A 12,315-nucleotide genomic window follows, 5' to 3' on the forward strand; every position below is an offset into this window, starting at 1 on the left:
TTAGAAATAGGTTAACTTGATGAAAGGCGATGGCTTCTTAGATGGCAAGGGGTAAATAGGGGTTTGTAAAACCCAAATCTCGCAGAATCTTGATTTCCAGCTTTTCCATCTTCAAAGCTTCGCGATCATGCTCATGGTCATGGCCTTGAGCATGGAGACAGCCATGAATCACCAAGTGGGCGAGATGCGCTTTGAGGGTTTTTTGTTGCTCTCGAGCTTCTTTCTGAATGACGGGTAGACAAAGAACAATGTCAGCTAGCAACTCTTTTTTGGAAAGCTCGTATGGAAAGGTCAAAACATTCGTTGCTTTATCTTTATTCCGAAATGCACTATTGAGTTTTTTGCCTTCTGCCGCATTGACAAAGCGCAAGGTGATCAATCCAGAAAGTTTGCAAGCCTGCTGTACCCACTTTTTCATCAGCGTAGTGGAGATAACTTGGGTTAATTTTTTCTCAAGTGCGGGGCTACCATATTGAATTTCAATAGCAAGTTTGGCTTCAGTTTTCATAGGCAAGAGCTGGCTCACCGCGCAGGGTGTAATTGAGAACCTCGGTAATGTTAACGTCGATCATTTGGCCAATCCATGAGTCGATATTGTTTGTAGGGGCAGCAATATGAATGACGCGATTGTTGGCTGAGCGACCTTGCAGATTTACACCATCTTTTGCGAGACCTTCAATTAAGATTTTTTCTGCATTACCGAGCATCCCTTTGCTGATGGCAGTCGCTTGCGATTCGACTAAAGCCAGCAAAGTTTGTAGACGCTTTAGCTTCACTTCATAAGGAGTGTCATCAGCTAAGTTTGCGGCGGGTGTGCCAGGGCGCGGGCTAAAGATAAAGCAAAAGCTATTGTCGAACTGAAGCTCTTGCACCATCTTTAATAATTTTTCGAAATCGGCCTCTGTCTCGCCAGGAAAGCCCACAATGAAATCACTCGATAGAGTAAGGTCTGGTCGGACTGCACGCATTTTGCGGATGATGCTTTTATATTCCAATGCCGTATATCCACGCTTCATTGCTGAAAGAATGGTGTCCGACCCATGTTGCACAGGTAAGTGGAGGTGGCTGACTAACTTCGGCACTTTGGCATACACATCAATTAAGCGTTGCGTAAATTCTTTTGGGTGGCTGGTAGTAAACCGAATGCGCTCTACCCCAGGAATCTCTGCAATGTATTCAATTAGCAAGGCAAAGTCAGCGATCTCTTCTGTGCCACCCATCTTACCCAAATATGCATTGACGTTTTGACCAAGCAGCACAATTTCTTTAACGCCTTGCGCTGCTAGTCCTGCTACTTCAGTGAGCACATCATCGAATGGGCGTGAGACTTCTTCCCCACGAGTGTATGGAACCACGCAGTAACTGCAATATTTAGAGCAACCTTCCATGATCGATACATAAGCCGACCCCTTAGTTTGGCGAGAAGCGGGCAGGTGATCAAACTTTTCAATTTCAGGAAAAGAAATATCTATTTGAGGTACGCCGGTCTTTTGACGATCGGCAATTAAATCGGCGAGGCGATGCAATGTTTGGGGACCAAAAACGACGTCAACATAGGGTGCTCGGCTAATAATTTGCTGACCCTCTTGACTGGCTACGCAGCCACCAACGCCAATCAGTAAATGAGGCTTTGTTTTTTTCAGTTCACGCAAGCGCCCCAGATCTGAAAATACTTTGTCTTCTGCTTTTTCGCGAATTGAGCAGGTATTAAGTAGAACAATATCTGCATCCTCGGGGGTGTCGGTTGTTTCCATACCAGAATCAGCATGGAGGAGGTCGGCCATTTTTCCCGAGTCGTACTCGTTCATTTGACAGCCGAAGGTTTTGATATAGAGCTTTTTCATATGCCGTTCTCAGGTTTATAGCTGGGGGCCAAGCTCAGATTTTACGTGATAAGCACTCTTACATGAGGCGGTAAACCAAAATCGTCACGATAGTAGGGGGCAAAGCGGCTAGCAAGAGCAGGCTTGCTGAAACCGCAGCGTTAGGAAAGTAGTTGCGCAAAATGGCAATTCCTGCAGGATTTGGGGCATTGGCGATCACTGTGAGTCCGCCGCCTGCAACTGCCCCTCCGACTAAGGCAAGCTTAAATTCAGCAGAAGTACCAGTAACCAGAGAGCCTAAATAAGTCAGCGCAGCATTATCTGTAATGGCCGTTAAAGCCATACTGCCATAAAACACAGCAGTTGGGCTCATGTTTTCTAGGATGGGTTGCAGCCACCAACTTTGGAGCGCGCCTAACACTACTAGGCCTGCAAGGAAGAATCCAACCAAGAGAGCCTCTTTCAAAATCAGGCGACTCTGAAATTTTGGATAGGCAGTGGTGTAGCCGATAAAAAAGAGTAGGAGCCACATAAAAATCACTGGATCATGGGCAAAGTAAACCACGCCAAATAAAAATAATAGGTGAATCAAAATCACCGTTAGAGGTATCTGCGCAGTGTGATCCCCTGTTTCTGGTGCAATCAGTTGCTTATGAAACAGGAGGGTAATTGCAAATGCATTAATAAAAATAGCAATGATTGACTCTAGGCCAAAATGAGCAAACATGAATGCCGAACTCCATTCCCAGGCTGTGGCAACCATGAGTACAGGAGGCGCGGCAAAATTAGTGAGCGTGCCGCCAATAGAGATGTTTACAAATAAAACACCCAATGTGCCAAACAGTAAAGCCTTTGAGCATTGATGGCGATATACCAGGTCACGTAATAGGAACGCTGCCAAAGTCATGGCGGCAGGTTCTGTAATGAGGGAGCCAAGCAGCGGGGTAATAAATAGGGTTAGAAAATAGAGCGTAGGCGCTTTTTTGGTACGCAAAACTAATTGAATGACTCTTGAGAAGCCATATAAGATTTGTGTAGCTGCTTGTAGTATGGGTTTGCTGCCAGCCACAATCATGATCGCAAATACAAAGAGGGGTTCTGTGTAATTGCGGGTGTTTAAATAGTGCTTCGCAGTCGATAAATCATCAACAAAGCAGATGTATATGGCAAGAACAGCTGCCCAGAATCCAAAAACGATTTCGACTTCACCCAGCAAGTGCCATAAGCCGGCATGTCTGGGTGATTTGCTGGCCAGGGTTTCAAAATAACCAGTACAGAAGGTGTGTATGACGGCAATAGCAAAAATAATACTGGCGCCAAGTTCAGTCGGGGTAAAGTTCATAAAGGCATAGTATCAGGAGCAAGGTTTAGGTAAATAACCTTATGATTTATCAAACATTAATGAAGCTATCAGCAATGGAGACAAAAGTGAAATTAAAAGTAGGCTATCAAGATTTGATTGCGCGTGCAATGGCAAATATTGAAACGGTACCGCTCTCGCAGGCGCAGGAACTTTTGAATGATGAAAACACGGTTTTTGTAGATATTCGCGATGTGCGAGAGCTTGAACGTGAGGGCATGATTCCAAACGCTTTGCATGCACCGCGTGGCATGCTCGAATTTTGGGTTGATCCAGATAGCCCATACTACAAACCCATTTTTGGTGAAGGCAAGCGCTTGGTGTTGTATTGCGCTTCCGCATGGAGATCTGCGCTAGCAACTGCAACACTCCAGGAGATGGGGGTACCTCATATTTGCCATCTTGAGGGTGGGTTCTCTGCCTGGAAGAAAGCAGAACTACCAACTGCAGCCAAAGCTGAAAAAGCAAAAGGATAAATTCATCATGAGAAAAGTAGCGGCGCAATTTGGTGTGGGCGCACTCCAACAAAAAATGTCCGTGGGTGATTTGCACTTTTTATCTGATGCTGAAGTTATTAATGGGGGCTCTGGAACGGGCCCTTCACCGCATGAGTATTTAGCGGTCGCATTGGCTGCTTGTACCACGATGACTTTGAAGATGTACTCGGGCCGCAAGGGGTGGGATCTACAAAATGCGATAGTGACTGTTCATGCTGAGCGGGTGGATGATGTGGAAAAAATGACGCGGGATATTGAACTTGTCGGTAATTTAGATGCCGAACAGAAAGAGCGTTTAATGGATATCGCTAACAAATGCCCTATACACAAAGTCTTAACTGGAGAGATCCAAATAAAAACCCAGCTAGTAAATTAATACAAGCTGGGTTTTTATTGATTAACTGCTAAAGGGTACTGCGCTTACTTCATGCCAATTTAATTGGGGGCATTATTAGGCGCATTATTTTTTCCGGCGTTATAGCCAGAGTTATATTCAGCGGCCTGATTCTTTTTGTAGGCATCATAAACATAGCCAGATGCAGCGCCAACAGCCGCTCCGCCTACTGCGCCCCAAATAGGGTTGCCATGGAAGATGGCTGTGCCAACTGCACCTGCAGCTGCACCGATACCAGCACCCGATAAGGTGCGTTGTTCTGTATTACTCATGTTGGAGCAGCCAGCAATAGCAACTGCAGTAGCTGCGATAGCGATTATTTTTTTCATATCAACGGTTCCTTATATTGGTTGAATTATTTACGGCCGCAAGGGAAGCGCATTGCCAAAAAGCCTAGGACCGTTCCTGCAGCTGGTTTGTCTGCTAGCTCTGGGTTGGCGCCAGCAAACTTCACGAAATCCGCAATCACATCATCCCGTTTTGGGGCGGGTTGTTTTACGCAAATGAATGGCTTGGCACGTTGTGGGTGACGAGTGGCTAAATAGGTGTCATAGATTGCAGTGGTGTAACCAATGCAGAAGCTACGTGACTCAGGGCTGGCCGGCAATTTACATTCATTCACCAGCTCTTGCGTACTCAGCACCTGAATTTTTTGCTGTGCCTGCGCCAGGCCAGAAAATGCGCCAAGAATGGCTAAAACAACTAGTACTTTTTTCATGGGTTCTCCTTGAGGTGTATGTGGCTAGATCATAAACCTTATTTTTCTCTGTAAATCATGTTCCGACCTATTTTGGAGGGTTAGTGAGCTTAGTATTTTTACCTATAATGGGCTCATGGCTATATACGAACTAGACGGAAATGCACCTCTCTTAGCAGATGGTGCTTGGGTCGCCGAAAGCGCCGAAGTAATTGGTCAGGTGCGGCTAGATAAAGACGCGAGTGTGTGGCCCAAGGTGGTTATACGCGGAGATAACGATCTGATTCATATTGGCCAAGCAAGCAATGTGCAAGATGCTTCCATTTTGCATACGGATCCCACTTTTCCATTAATCATTGGAAAAAATGTGACGGTAGGTCATCAAGTGATGCTTCATGGCTGTCAGATCGGTGATGGGAGTTTGATTGGAATTGGTGCCGTTATTTTGAATGGGGCGAAGATTGGTAAGAATTGTTTGGTTGGCGCGGGCGCGCTGGTCACTGAAGGGAAAGAATTTCCTGATGGTTCCATGATTTTGGGAACACCGGCAAAGGTGGTTAAAACATTAACAGCCGAGCAAATTGCTGGTATTCACGACATATCCGAGCGTTACGTTAAAAATGCCCAGCGATATCAGCAGACGCTTAAAAAAATTGCTTAAGTAGAGCCTTTAACCGTGTTCTACGTTATTAATGTAGTCCTGCCTATTTTTGCACTCATACTGCTTGGTTATGTTTCAGGTCGAACTGGTAAATTAGGAAAAAACGCCTCAACCGAACTCAATCGCTTTGTCATCTGGCTAGCCTTGCCAGCTCAACTATTTCATTTTGCGGCGAACAGTACCTGGCAATCACTTTGGCAACCCGAATTTATAGAGGCCTTTGGTGGAGCCGGCCTTTTGGTGTACTGCTTGATTTTTGGGATCTCCTGGTGGCGCAAGCGTGATTTAGCGCTCGCGAGTTTTTCTGGCTTAAGTGCCTCTTACTCGAATACCGGATACATGGGTATTCCCTTGTGTATCTTGGCGCTGGGTCAGGATGGTCTGGCGCCGGCAGTCATTTCTACTTTTATTGTTTTTGCACTATTTGCTTTAGCCACAGTCTTTATTGAGATTGGGATGCTCTCCCATAAAAAGCCCCATGAAATTGGATGGAGTGTCCTCAAGTCTCTCTGCACAAACCCTTTATTAGTAGCCCCGGTTGCTGGTCTGGGATGGTCTTTAAGTGGTATTGCCTTGTATGCGCCGCTTGAGCAAGTGATTTCTTTTTTGGCTGCAGCTGCTAGCCCCTGTGCACTGGTTTCAATCGGCTTATTTCTTTTGCAAAAAAGTGAATTCAATTCCTCTGAAGCATGGTTCATTAGCATTGCCAAGTTAATTCTTCAGCCATGTCTTGCCTGGGTGATTGCAGGACCTATTTTGGATTTATCCGAGCCATGGCTCAATGCGGTTGTCATACTGAGTGCATTACCTACGGGAACTGGGCCCTTTATGTTGGCTCAGTATTACGATGCTAACAGTGGCAATATCTCTCGAGTTGTGTTGTTAACCACCTTAGGATCTTTACTGACGCTTTCATTGATCCTGATGTGGAATAAAGGCTTTTAATTACTACCTACTTCTTTTTTTAGGAAATTCTTCAAACTGATTTAGACTTTCCTTATGCATGAAATTAATTTTTGGATCAGTGTCGTTGCAACGATTGCCTTTGCAGTCACTGGGGTGTTGGCAATTGCTGACCGCGGCGTTGATATTTTTGGCGTGATGGTGCTTGGCGTCATTACGGCAATTGGTGGGGGCACGATCAGAGACATCATTTTGGGTGTTCCTAGTTTTTGGTCTGAAACGCAAATGTATGTTTGGCTCGCTCTAGCTGCCAGCATTGCCACTTTTGTTGCTGAATCTTTTTTTACACAACCTCAAATTCACCGGACAATGCTTTATATCGATGGTTTTGGGGCCGCATTGTTTGGTATTGCTGGGCTTGATAAGGCCTGGAATCTGAACTTTGGCTTGCCAGTCGCCCCTGTTATTTTGGGTGTAGTGACTGCAATTGGTGGTGGTTTATTGCGAGATGTATTGGCTGGCAGAAAAACACTCCTGATGTCGCATGAGCTTTATGCCATACCAGTCACCTTGGGTTGCTGTCTGTATGGCCTTGTGCTGCAATTCTTTCCTCAGTACACAGTACAAGCTTCAGTGATTTGTATTGCAATTATTTTTGGCATACGTGTGGCCGCAATCCATTGGGATCTGAGGGTGCCCAAACTATTTATTACGCAAACGCGTTAATAGATTGCTTAGCCAATTGTTCAATGATGAAAACATCCCTGTAGCAAATCCTTTAGTCCTCGGCGCCTTCCTAATCCCACAAGTTGCGCTGTTGATTGCGATTGAGAAGGGCGCGATTTTGATCGGCGATCGATGTATCTCGGGGACCAGGAAAAATAGCAATGGGTTCACCTGCTTGCAGCGCTCCTGTTTGAATGACGCGCAAGTACCAGCCGCAAAAGCTAGACTGGAGCATCGCCTTAGCTGCCCCCTTATAGCCCATTTTGGCATTGAATTTAAAACAAGGCTCTCTCAGTTTGACAACTGAAAACTCAAGCTCACCAATAGTGAGTCTATCGCCAACAAATACTTCATGCTCTAGCAGACCTTCAATCGTGAAATTTTCTCCAACAGCGCCGGGGTTTAATTCAACTATCTGTTTAGTTTCGCGGGTGAGTAGTTCATTCCAAAAGGCGTAATGTTCTGCAGGGTAAACATAAATTGCTTTTTCAATACCGCCATGAACACTCAAATCTGCCTGTTCATCTCCTTTAATACCAAGCCTGCCAATTTCGACTGGGACAGGATTTTCTAAATTACTAATGGAAGTTTTATTAATTCCCGAGGCAACTACCTTGTAATTTGGATGATGTGATCCAAAGAGTGGAGTCACTTTGCCGGAGGAAATAGATAGCAGGCGCATAATTTAGATCATAAATCCATTCCAGGGAAGTCAATGTCTTTCTATATCAAAGTGCTTACTGTTCTTGTGTGTGGGCTGCTCAGTCAGGGCAGTTTTGCGAAATGGGAAGAAGAGCGCGATATCACTACAGATCGTCGCCAAGAGCTGGTGTATTACTTTAAGATGAATGATCAGGGCCAAAAATTGGTTTTAGATAAATATCAAAAGCGCCTGATTTTTATTCAAAAAGATCGACTGTATAAGCGCACTATTACGCAAATTAAGATTGATGGCGTGCCAGTGGAGGTGATGAGCGATCCCTTTTCGCATTATCCCGAGCAAACTGCCATTACCTTTGAAAACAAAGACGAAGTGCTCAAGAAACTCTTTTTAGCTAAAAGGGTGGAAGTGAGCGTTTTTTATAATCGAGAGCCAGGCATCAGTGTTTTCCAAATTAAGTAGCATTTAGTTAGTACTTTAGTTTCAGCCTAAAACCAAAGTACTAACTTAATACCCTGGAATCTTGATTTCTGTCATGTGCTGGTATTTTTAGGCTGCTATCTTTCTCTTAGCAATCATTTTTATTGCTAAGGAATAGATATGAAAGTAAATTACATTCTTGTAAGTCTTTTACTTGGGATGCTGATCGGTGCAGTGAGTGCAAGCTCAATAGACCCAGATACCCCACTTTCTCTTAGGGATGGCCTCACAAAATACCTTAGGGCAGATCCTACAGAGGCAGGCTATTTAGTTGATTAACTAAAGCTGCGCAGGAAAGCGCGTTTAAGCTCCCAATCGCTTGTGGTTTGGGCACATTTAGACAGATGCTTGTCTATCATTTATAATAACCAGTTCGGCGAATTAGCTCAGCTGGTTAGAGCGACGGAATCATAATCCGCAGGTCCGGGGTTCAAATCCCTGATTCGCCACCATACAAAAGGCCATTGCCAGTCGGCAGTGGCCTTTTTCTTAGGCTTAATTGGGTTTGTCTGATGGCTAAATTTTGGAACTTTGTTCTTTTTCAGGCCGGTTGGTTTGCCTGCATCATTGGAGCAGCCAATCAAAGGGTATTTTGGCCAGTGCTTGTGACTTTGGCTTATCTCGGTATTCATATTTGGCGCTCCCCATCCCCTAAAAACCAGCTTAGTCTTGTGCTCAAGGTGTTTTTATATGGCCTGGGCGCTGACACGCTGCTACTTCATTTGGGGGTAGTGCGTTTTTACGACACTTGGCCCAGTATTTATCTGTCGCCATTATGGATGTGGACACTCTGGGCGCTGGTAAGTAGCACTATCAATGGGTCTTTGGCCTGGCTCAAGGGCAAGCCCCTTCTAGGCGGGGTATTGGGGGCCATTTGCGGCCCAGTTTCCTATGGCGCTGGCATTCAGATGGGTGCTGGAACCTGGGGTAGTGGTAATCAAACTTGGCAATTTGTTGCTGTGGGCCTGATTTGGGGCTTAGCCATTCCCCTATTTTTGAGCTGGGAAGAGTCTGCAAATAGGAAATTTCTGGCTCAAAATACGTAATGACTTGAAAAAAGGTGCTTGCAATGAGTACTGTTTTTATATACAGTAGCCTCTAAGTTGTTCAGCAGCATATAAAACTTCGGGAACTAGCCCAATACATAGCGAAAAGGAATTCAAAATGGCCTTCGATGATAAGAAAAAATCAGCCTCATCAGAATTTGATGGAATGAGTGGAGACAAGCAAAAAGCACTAACGGCGGCCCTGGCTCAAATTGAGAAGCAATTTGGTAAAGGTTCAATCATGCGTTTGGGCGACGCAGAAATTAACGAAGATATCTCCGTGGTATCGAGCGGTTCACTTGGGCTGGATATTGCTTTAGGAGTTGGCGGCTTAGCACGCGGTCGTGTCATCGAAATTTACGGTCCAGAATCTTCTGGAAAAACTACCCTCACTTTGCATGCTATTGCGGAAATGCAAAAGTTAGGTGGAACCTGCGCCTTTATTGATGCAGAGCATGCGTTAGATGTGCAATATGCCTCACGTCTTGGTGTTGACGTAAATAATTTATTGATTTCTCAACCAGATACTGGTGAGCAAGCTTTAGAAATTGCAGACGCTCTAGTGCGTTCTGGCTCGATTGATTTGATCGTGATCGACTCGGTGGCCGCTTTAGTGCCAAGGGCTGAAATTGAAGGGGACATGGGTGATTCATTACCCGGTCTGCAGGCGCGATTGATGAGCCAAGCCCTGCGTAAGTTGACTGGCGCTATTAAGCGCACGAATACAACGGTGATCTTTATTAACCAAATTCGTATGAAGATTGGTGTGATGTTTGGCTCACCTGAAACGACTACTGGCGGTAACGCTTTGAAGTTTTATGCCTCGATGCGTTTGGATATTCGCCGCATTGGTAGTATTAAAAAAGGCGATGAGGTTGTCGGTAATGAAACTCGTGTGAAGGTTGTCAAAAACAAAGTATCCCCTCCATTCCGTGAAGCTATTTTTGACATCATGTACGGCGCTGGTATTTCACGTGAGGGTGAAATTATTGATATGGGTGTCGAGGCTGATCTCGTTGAGAAATCAGGCTCTTGGTATAGCTATAACGGCGACCGTATTGGCCAGGGCAAAGACAATGTGCGTGAATTCTTAAAAGAGAATCCTGCCATCGCTAAGGATATTGAAGCCAAAATTCGCCAGAAGCTGGGCGTAAAGGCGGGTTCTGCCGTGGTGAGCGATGTGCTTAGTGAGGAAGAAGAAGTCTAAGTAATCGATGTCAGACTTAGGTGACAAAGTGAAACAAGGCCCGAGTCTAAAAGCTCGGGCTTTGCGCCTTTTATCCTTGCGTGAATACAGTCGCAAAGGTTTGGCAAGCAAGCTGGAAGAGTCTGAGGCTAGACGCTTGCAGCGTGCATCCCTGAATAACAAGGAACCTGAGGTTTCCGGCAAACCGATAGCGCTGCAAATTGAAGAGGTACTGGATGATTTTGAGGCGCGCGGTTGGCTCTCAGATGAGCGCTTTGCAGAATCCTTGGCTCGCCGTCGTAGTGAGCGCTACGGAACTCGCAAAATCCAAGAAGAGCTACAACGCGCTGGCGTGGATAGTAATAAAACGCTTGATTTACTTCAGAGCCTGAGAGATTCTGAATTTGAGCGCGCAAAAGAGCTCTGGCTCAGGAAGTTTGGTTCGATGGCACAAGAGCCAAAAGAGCGGGCCCGTCAATACCGCTTTCTGGCCTCAAAAGGATTCAGCTCGGCGATCGTTGCAAAGATTATTGGCGGCCGTTCAGACTAGGGCAAGTACGGAGTAGGCCGGTCAAAATGCCGCGTTGCAGCATGATAGACTCATAGAGTCGGTAAAACCATTCACATTTATTGAATTTCAACAAAAGTAATTGGGTTTGCTAATCCTCGTCGCTTGCTAAAAAAGATACTGTTTCGGGAGTAATTATGAAAATTCACGAGTACCAAGGCAAAGAACTTCTGCGCCAATTTAATGTGCCTGTTCCAAACGGCATTCCTGCTTTTAGTGTTGATGAGGCTGTATCAGCTGCCGAAAAATTAGGCGGCCCAATATGGGTTGTCAAGGCGCAAATTCATGCGGGTGGTCGTGGTAAAGGCGGTGGTGTCAAATTAGCCAGAAGTATGGATGAAGTAAAGAAATATGCTTCTGAAATCTTAGGCATGCAGCTCAAAACACATCAAACGGGACCGGAAGGTCAAAAGGTAAATCGCCTTTTGATTGAAGATGGTGCTGATATCAAAAAAGAGTACTACTTCAGCGTAGTGACTGACCGTGCATCACAAAAGAACGTGATTATGGCTTCTAGCGAAGGCGGTATGGATATTGAGGAAGTGGCTGAGTCACATCCCGAAAAAATTATTAAGGTATTTGTTGATCCATTGATTGGTCTGACAGATGCTGATTGCACCGTGATTGCTAAAGGAATTGGTGTTCCAGATGCCTCCATTCCAATGGCTAGTGAAGTATTTAAAAACCTCTACAAAACCTATTGGGAAACTGATGCCTCTTTGGTTGAGATTAATCCATTAATCCTTGAGGGGAATGGCAAGATCAAGGCACTGGATGCCAAATTCAACTTTGATCCCAATGCTTTGTACCGTCATCCAGAAATCGTTGCTTACCGTGATATCGACGAAGAGGATGCTGCTGAGATTGAGGCCTCCAAATTTGATTTGGCCTACATCTCTCTAGATGGCAATATTGGTTGCTTAGTAAATGGCGCCGGATTGGCGATGGCTACGATGGATACGATCAAGTTATTTGGTGGCGAGCCAGCAAACTTCTTGGACGTAGGTGGTGGCGCTACAGCAGAAAAAGTAACCGAAGCTTTCAAGATCATGCTCAAAAATAAGAGTGTGGAAGCGATTTTGGTCAACATCTTCGGCGGCATTATGCGTTGTGATGTGATTGCTGATGGTGTGGTTACAGCCTGTAAAGCAGTCAACTTGACTGTGCCTTTGGTTGTGCGCATGAAGGGTACCAACGAAGAGTTGGGCAAGAAAATTCTTGCTGACTCTGGTTTGCCTATTATTAGTGCCGATTCAATGGCTGAAGCCGCTACTAAGGTAGTTGCTGCTGTTGCCAAAAACAAATAATCAAGG

Annotated in this window: 17 protein-coding genes and 1 tRNA gene; 12 read left to right on the top strand and 6 right to left on the bottom strand. The window is 45.2% G+C overall.

The genetic code is table 11. From position 1 onward, the window contains the following. Positions 1–37: 37 nt before the first annotated feature. From ybeY to M2125_RS08005, 3 genes are read right to left on the bottom strand one after another with little or no spacing between them, the layout of a single operon-like run. Positions 38–508, bottom strand: coding sequence for an rRNA maturation RNase YbeY (ybeY, locus tag M2125_RS07995; protein WP_076023709.1), 471 nt, complete (start codon positions 506–508; stop codon positions 38–40). Continuing rightward, positions 498–1,844 (bottom strand): tRNA (N6-isopentenyl adenosine(37)-C2)-methylthiotransferase MiaB, encoded by a 1,347-nt coding sequence (miaB, locus tag M2125_RS08000; RefSeq protein ID WP_076023710.1) that lies wholly within the window; start codon positions 1,842–1,844, stop codon positions 498–500. The genes ybeY and miaB overlap by 11 nt, the downstream gene beginning before the upstream one ends. A 58-nt stretch (positions 1,845–1,902) precedes the next feature. Beyond that, positions 1,903–3,165, bottom strand: a complete 1,263-nt coding sequence (locus M2125_RS08005; protein ID WP_076023711.1) for a putative Na+/H+ antiporter — start codon at positions 3,163–3,165, stop codon at positions 1,903–1,905. Positions 3,166–3,251: 86 nt separating this feature from the next. On the opposite strand from M2125_RS08005, the gene M2125_RS08010 reads away from it, so the two are divergent. Continuing rightward, positions 3,252–3,659, top strand: coding sequence for a rhodanese-like domain-containing protein (locus M2125_RS08010; protein ID WP_076023850.1), 408 nt, complete (start codon positions 3,252–3,254; stop codon positions 3,657–3,659). Between the two features lie 7 nt (positions 3,660–3,666). Then, complete coding sequence (locus M2125_RS08015; RefSeq protein WP_076023712.1) at positions 3,667–4,056, top strand: OsmC family protein; 390 nt, start codon at positions 3,667–3,669, stop codon at positions 4,054–4,056. A gap of 59 nt (positions 4,057–4,115) precedes the next feature. On the opposite strand, the gene M2125_RS08020 is transcribed toward M2125_RS08015, so the two are convergent. Together M2125_RS08020 and M2125_RS08025 are read right to left on the bottom strand one after the other, a co-directional pair. Then, positions 4,116–4,403, bottom strand: coding sequence for a glycine zipper domain-containing protein (locus tag M2125_RS08020; RefSeq protein WP_076023713.1), 288 nt, complete (start codon positions 4,401–4,403; stop codon positions 4,116–4,118). Positions 4,404–4,429: 26 nt separating this feature from the next. Beyond that, complete coding sequence (locus M2125_RS08025) at positions 4,430–4,792, bottom strand: Rap1a/Tai family immunity protein (RefSeq protein ID WP_076023714.1); 363 nt, start codon at positions 4,790–4,792, stop codon at positions 4,430–4,432. 115 nt (positions 4,793–4,907) lie between these two features. Here M2125_RS08025 and M2125_RS08030 point away from each other — a divergent pair, with 115 nt between their 5' ends. The 3 genes from M2125_RS08030 to M2125_RS08040 are packed head-to-tail and all read left to right on the top strand — an operon-like array spanning position 4,908 to position 7,061. After that, positions 4,908–5,432, top strand: coding sequence for a gamma carbonic anhydrase family protein (locus tag M2125_RS08030; protein ID WP_076023715.1), 525 nt, complete (start codon positions 4,908–4,910; stop codon positions 5,430–5,432). 15 nt (positions 5,433–5,447) lie between these two features. Further along, the gene (locus tag M2125_RS08035; RefSeq protein ID WP_280742810.1) at positions 5,448–6,377 is read left to right on the top strand and encodes an AEC family transporter; all 930 of its coding nucleotides are present in this window, start codon (positions 5,448–5,450) and stop codon (positions 6,375–6,377) included. Positions 6,378–6,431: 54 nt separating this feature from the next. Then, positions 6,432–7,061 (top strand): trimeric intracellular cation channel family protein, encoded by a 630-nt coding sequence (locus M2125_RS08040; protein WP_076023717.1) that lies wholly within the window; start codon positions 6,432–6,434, stop codon positions 7,059–7,061. Positions 7,062–7,131: 70 nt separating this feature from the next. Here M2125_RS08040 and M2125_RS08045 read toward each other — a convergent pair whose 3' ends face one another. Continuing rightward, on the bottom strand, positions 7,132–7,743 hold the full coding sequence (locus M2125_RS08045; protein ID WP_076023718.1) for an MOSC domain-containing protein: 612 nt from the start codon (positions 7,741–7,743) through the stop codon (positions 7,132–7,134). 33 nt (positions 7,744–7,776) lie between these two features. On the opposite strand from M2125_RS08045, the gene M2125_RS08050 reads away from it, so the two are divergent. From M2125_RS08050 to sucC, 7 genes are all read left to right on the top strand, one after another. After that, the gene (locus M2125_RS08050) at positions 7,777–8,184 is read left to right on the top strand and encodes a hypothetical protein (RefSeq protein ID WP_076023719.1); all 408 of its coding nucleotides are present in this window, start codon (positions 7,777–7,779) and stop codon (positions 8,182–8,184) included. Between the two features lie 138 nt (positions 8,185–8,322). Continuing rightward, on the top strand, positions 8,323–8,481 hold the full coding sequence (locus tag M2125_RS08055; protein WP_158025478.1) for a hypothetical protein: 159 nt from the start codon (positions 8,323–8,325) through the stop codon (positions 8,479–8,481). Between the two features lie 96 nt (positions 8,482–8,577). Then, positions 8,578–8,654, top strand: a tRNA-Met gene (locus M2125_RS08060). 60 nt (positions 8,655–8,714) lie between these two features. Further along, entirely contained in the window at positions 8,715–9,248 is a 534-nt protein-coding gene (locus M2125_RS08065; RefSeq protein ID WP_280742811.1) for a DUF2878 domain-containing protein, read from the top strand. A 118-nt stretch (positions 9,249–9,366) separates the two neighbouring features. Further along, positions 9,367–10,455: a recombinase RecA gene (recA, locus tag M2125_RS08070; protein WP_076023721.1), complete on the top strand. Its 1,089-nt coding sequence runs from the start codon at positions 9,367–9,369 to the stop codon at positions 10,453–10,455. A 28-nt stretch (positions 10,456–10,483) separates the two neighbouring features. Continuing rightward, positions 10,484–10,984, top strand: coding sequence for a recombination regulator RecX (gene recX, locus M2125_RS08075; protein WP_280741677.1), 501 nt, complete (start codon positions 10,484–10,486; stop codon positions 10,982–10,984). Between the two features lie 155 nt (positions 10,985–11,139). Further along, positions 11,140–12,309: an ADP-forming succinate--CoA ligase subunit beta gene (gene sucC / locus M2125_RS08080; protein WP_280741678.1), complete on the top strand. Its 1,170-nt coding sequence runs from the start codon at positions 11,140–11,142 to the stop codon at positions 12,307–12,309. Positions 12,310–12,315: the final 6 nt, after the last annotated feature.

The sequence above is a fragment of the Polynucleobacter sphagniphilus genome, from assembly GCF_029892205.1.
GTDB lineage: Bacteria > Pseudomonadota > Gammaproteobacteria > Burkholderiales > Burkholderiaceae > Polynucleobacter > Polynucleobacter sphagniphilus.

What these genes read in the sequence shown, in the direction of transcription:
- ybeY (WP_076023709.1), bottom strand. Translation starts at nt 508, where the DNA reads ATGAAAACTGAAGCCAAACTTGCTATTGAAATTCAATATGGTAGCCCC.
- miaB (WP_076023710.1), bottom strand. Translation starts at nt 1,844, where the DNA reads ATGAAAAAGCTCTATATCAAAACCTTCGGCTGTCAAATGAACGAGTAC.
- M2125_RS08005 (WP_076023711.1), bottom strand. Translation starts at nt 3,165, where the DNA reads ATGAACTTTACCCCGACTGAACTTGGCGCCAGTATTATTTTTGCTATT.
- M2125_RS08015 (WP_076023712.1), top strand. Translation starts at nt 3,667, where the DNA reads ATGAGAAAAGTAGCGGCGCAATTTGGTGTGGGCGCACTCCAACAAAAA.
- M2125_RS08020 (WP_076023713.1), bottom strand. Translation starts at nt 4,403, where the DNA reads ATGAAAAAAATAATCGCTATCGCAGCTACTGCAGTTGCTATTGCTGGC.
- M2125_RS08025 (WP_076023714.1), bottom strand. Translation starts at nt 4,792, where the DNA reads ATGAAAAAAGTACTAGTTGTTTTAGCCATTCTTGGCGCATTTTCTGGC.
- M2125_RS08030 (WP_076023715.1), top strand. Translation starts at nt 4,908, where the DNA reads ATGGCTATATACGAACTAGACGGAAATGCACCTCTCTTAGCAGATGGT.
- M2125_RS08040 (WP_076023717.1), top strand. Translation starts at nt 6,432, where the DNA reads ATGCATGAAATTAATTTTTGGATCAGTGTCGTTGCAACGATTGCCTTT.
- M2125_RS08045 (WP_076023718.1), bottom strand. Translation starts at nt 7,743, where the DNA reads ATGCGCCTGCTATCTATTTCCTCCGGCAAAGTGACTCCACTCTTTGGA.
- M2125_RS08050 (WP_076023719.1), top strand. Translation starts at nt 7,777, where the DNA reads ATGTCTTTCTATATCAAAGTGCTTACTGTTCTTGTGTGTGGGCTGCTC.
- M2125_RS08055 (WP_158025478.1), top strand. Translation starts at nt 8,323, where the DNA reads ATGAAAGTAAATTACATTCTTGTAAGTCTTTTACTTGGGATGCTGATC.
- M2125_RS08065 (WP_280742811.1), top strand. Translation starts at nt 8,715, where the DNA reads ATGGCTAAATTTTGGAACTTTGTTCTTTTTCAGGCCGGTTGGTTTGCC.
- recA (WP_076023721.1), top strand. Translation starts at nt 9,367, where the DNA reads ATGGCCTTCGATGATAAGAAAAAATCAGCCTCATCAGAATTTGATGGA.
- sucC (WP_280741678.1), top strand. Translation starts at nt 11,140, where the DNA reads ATGAAAATTCACGAGTACCAAGGCAAAGAACTTCTGCGCCAATTTAAT.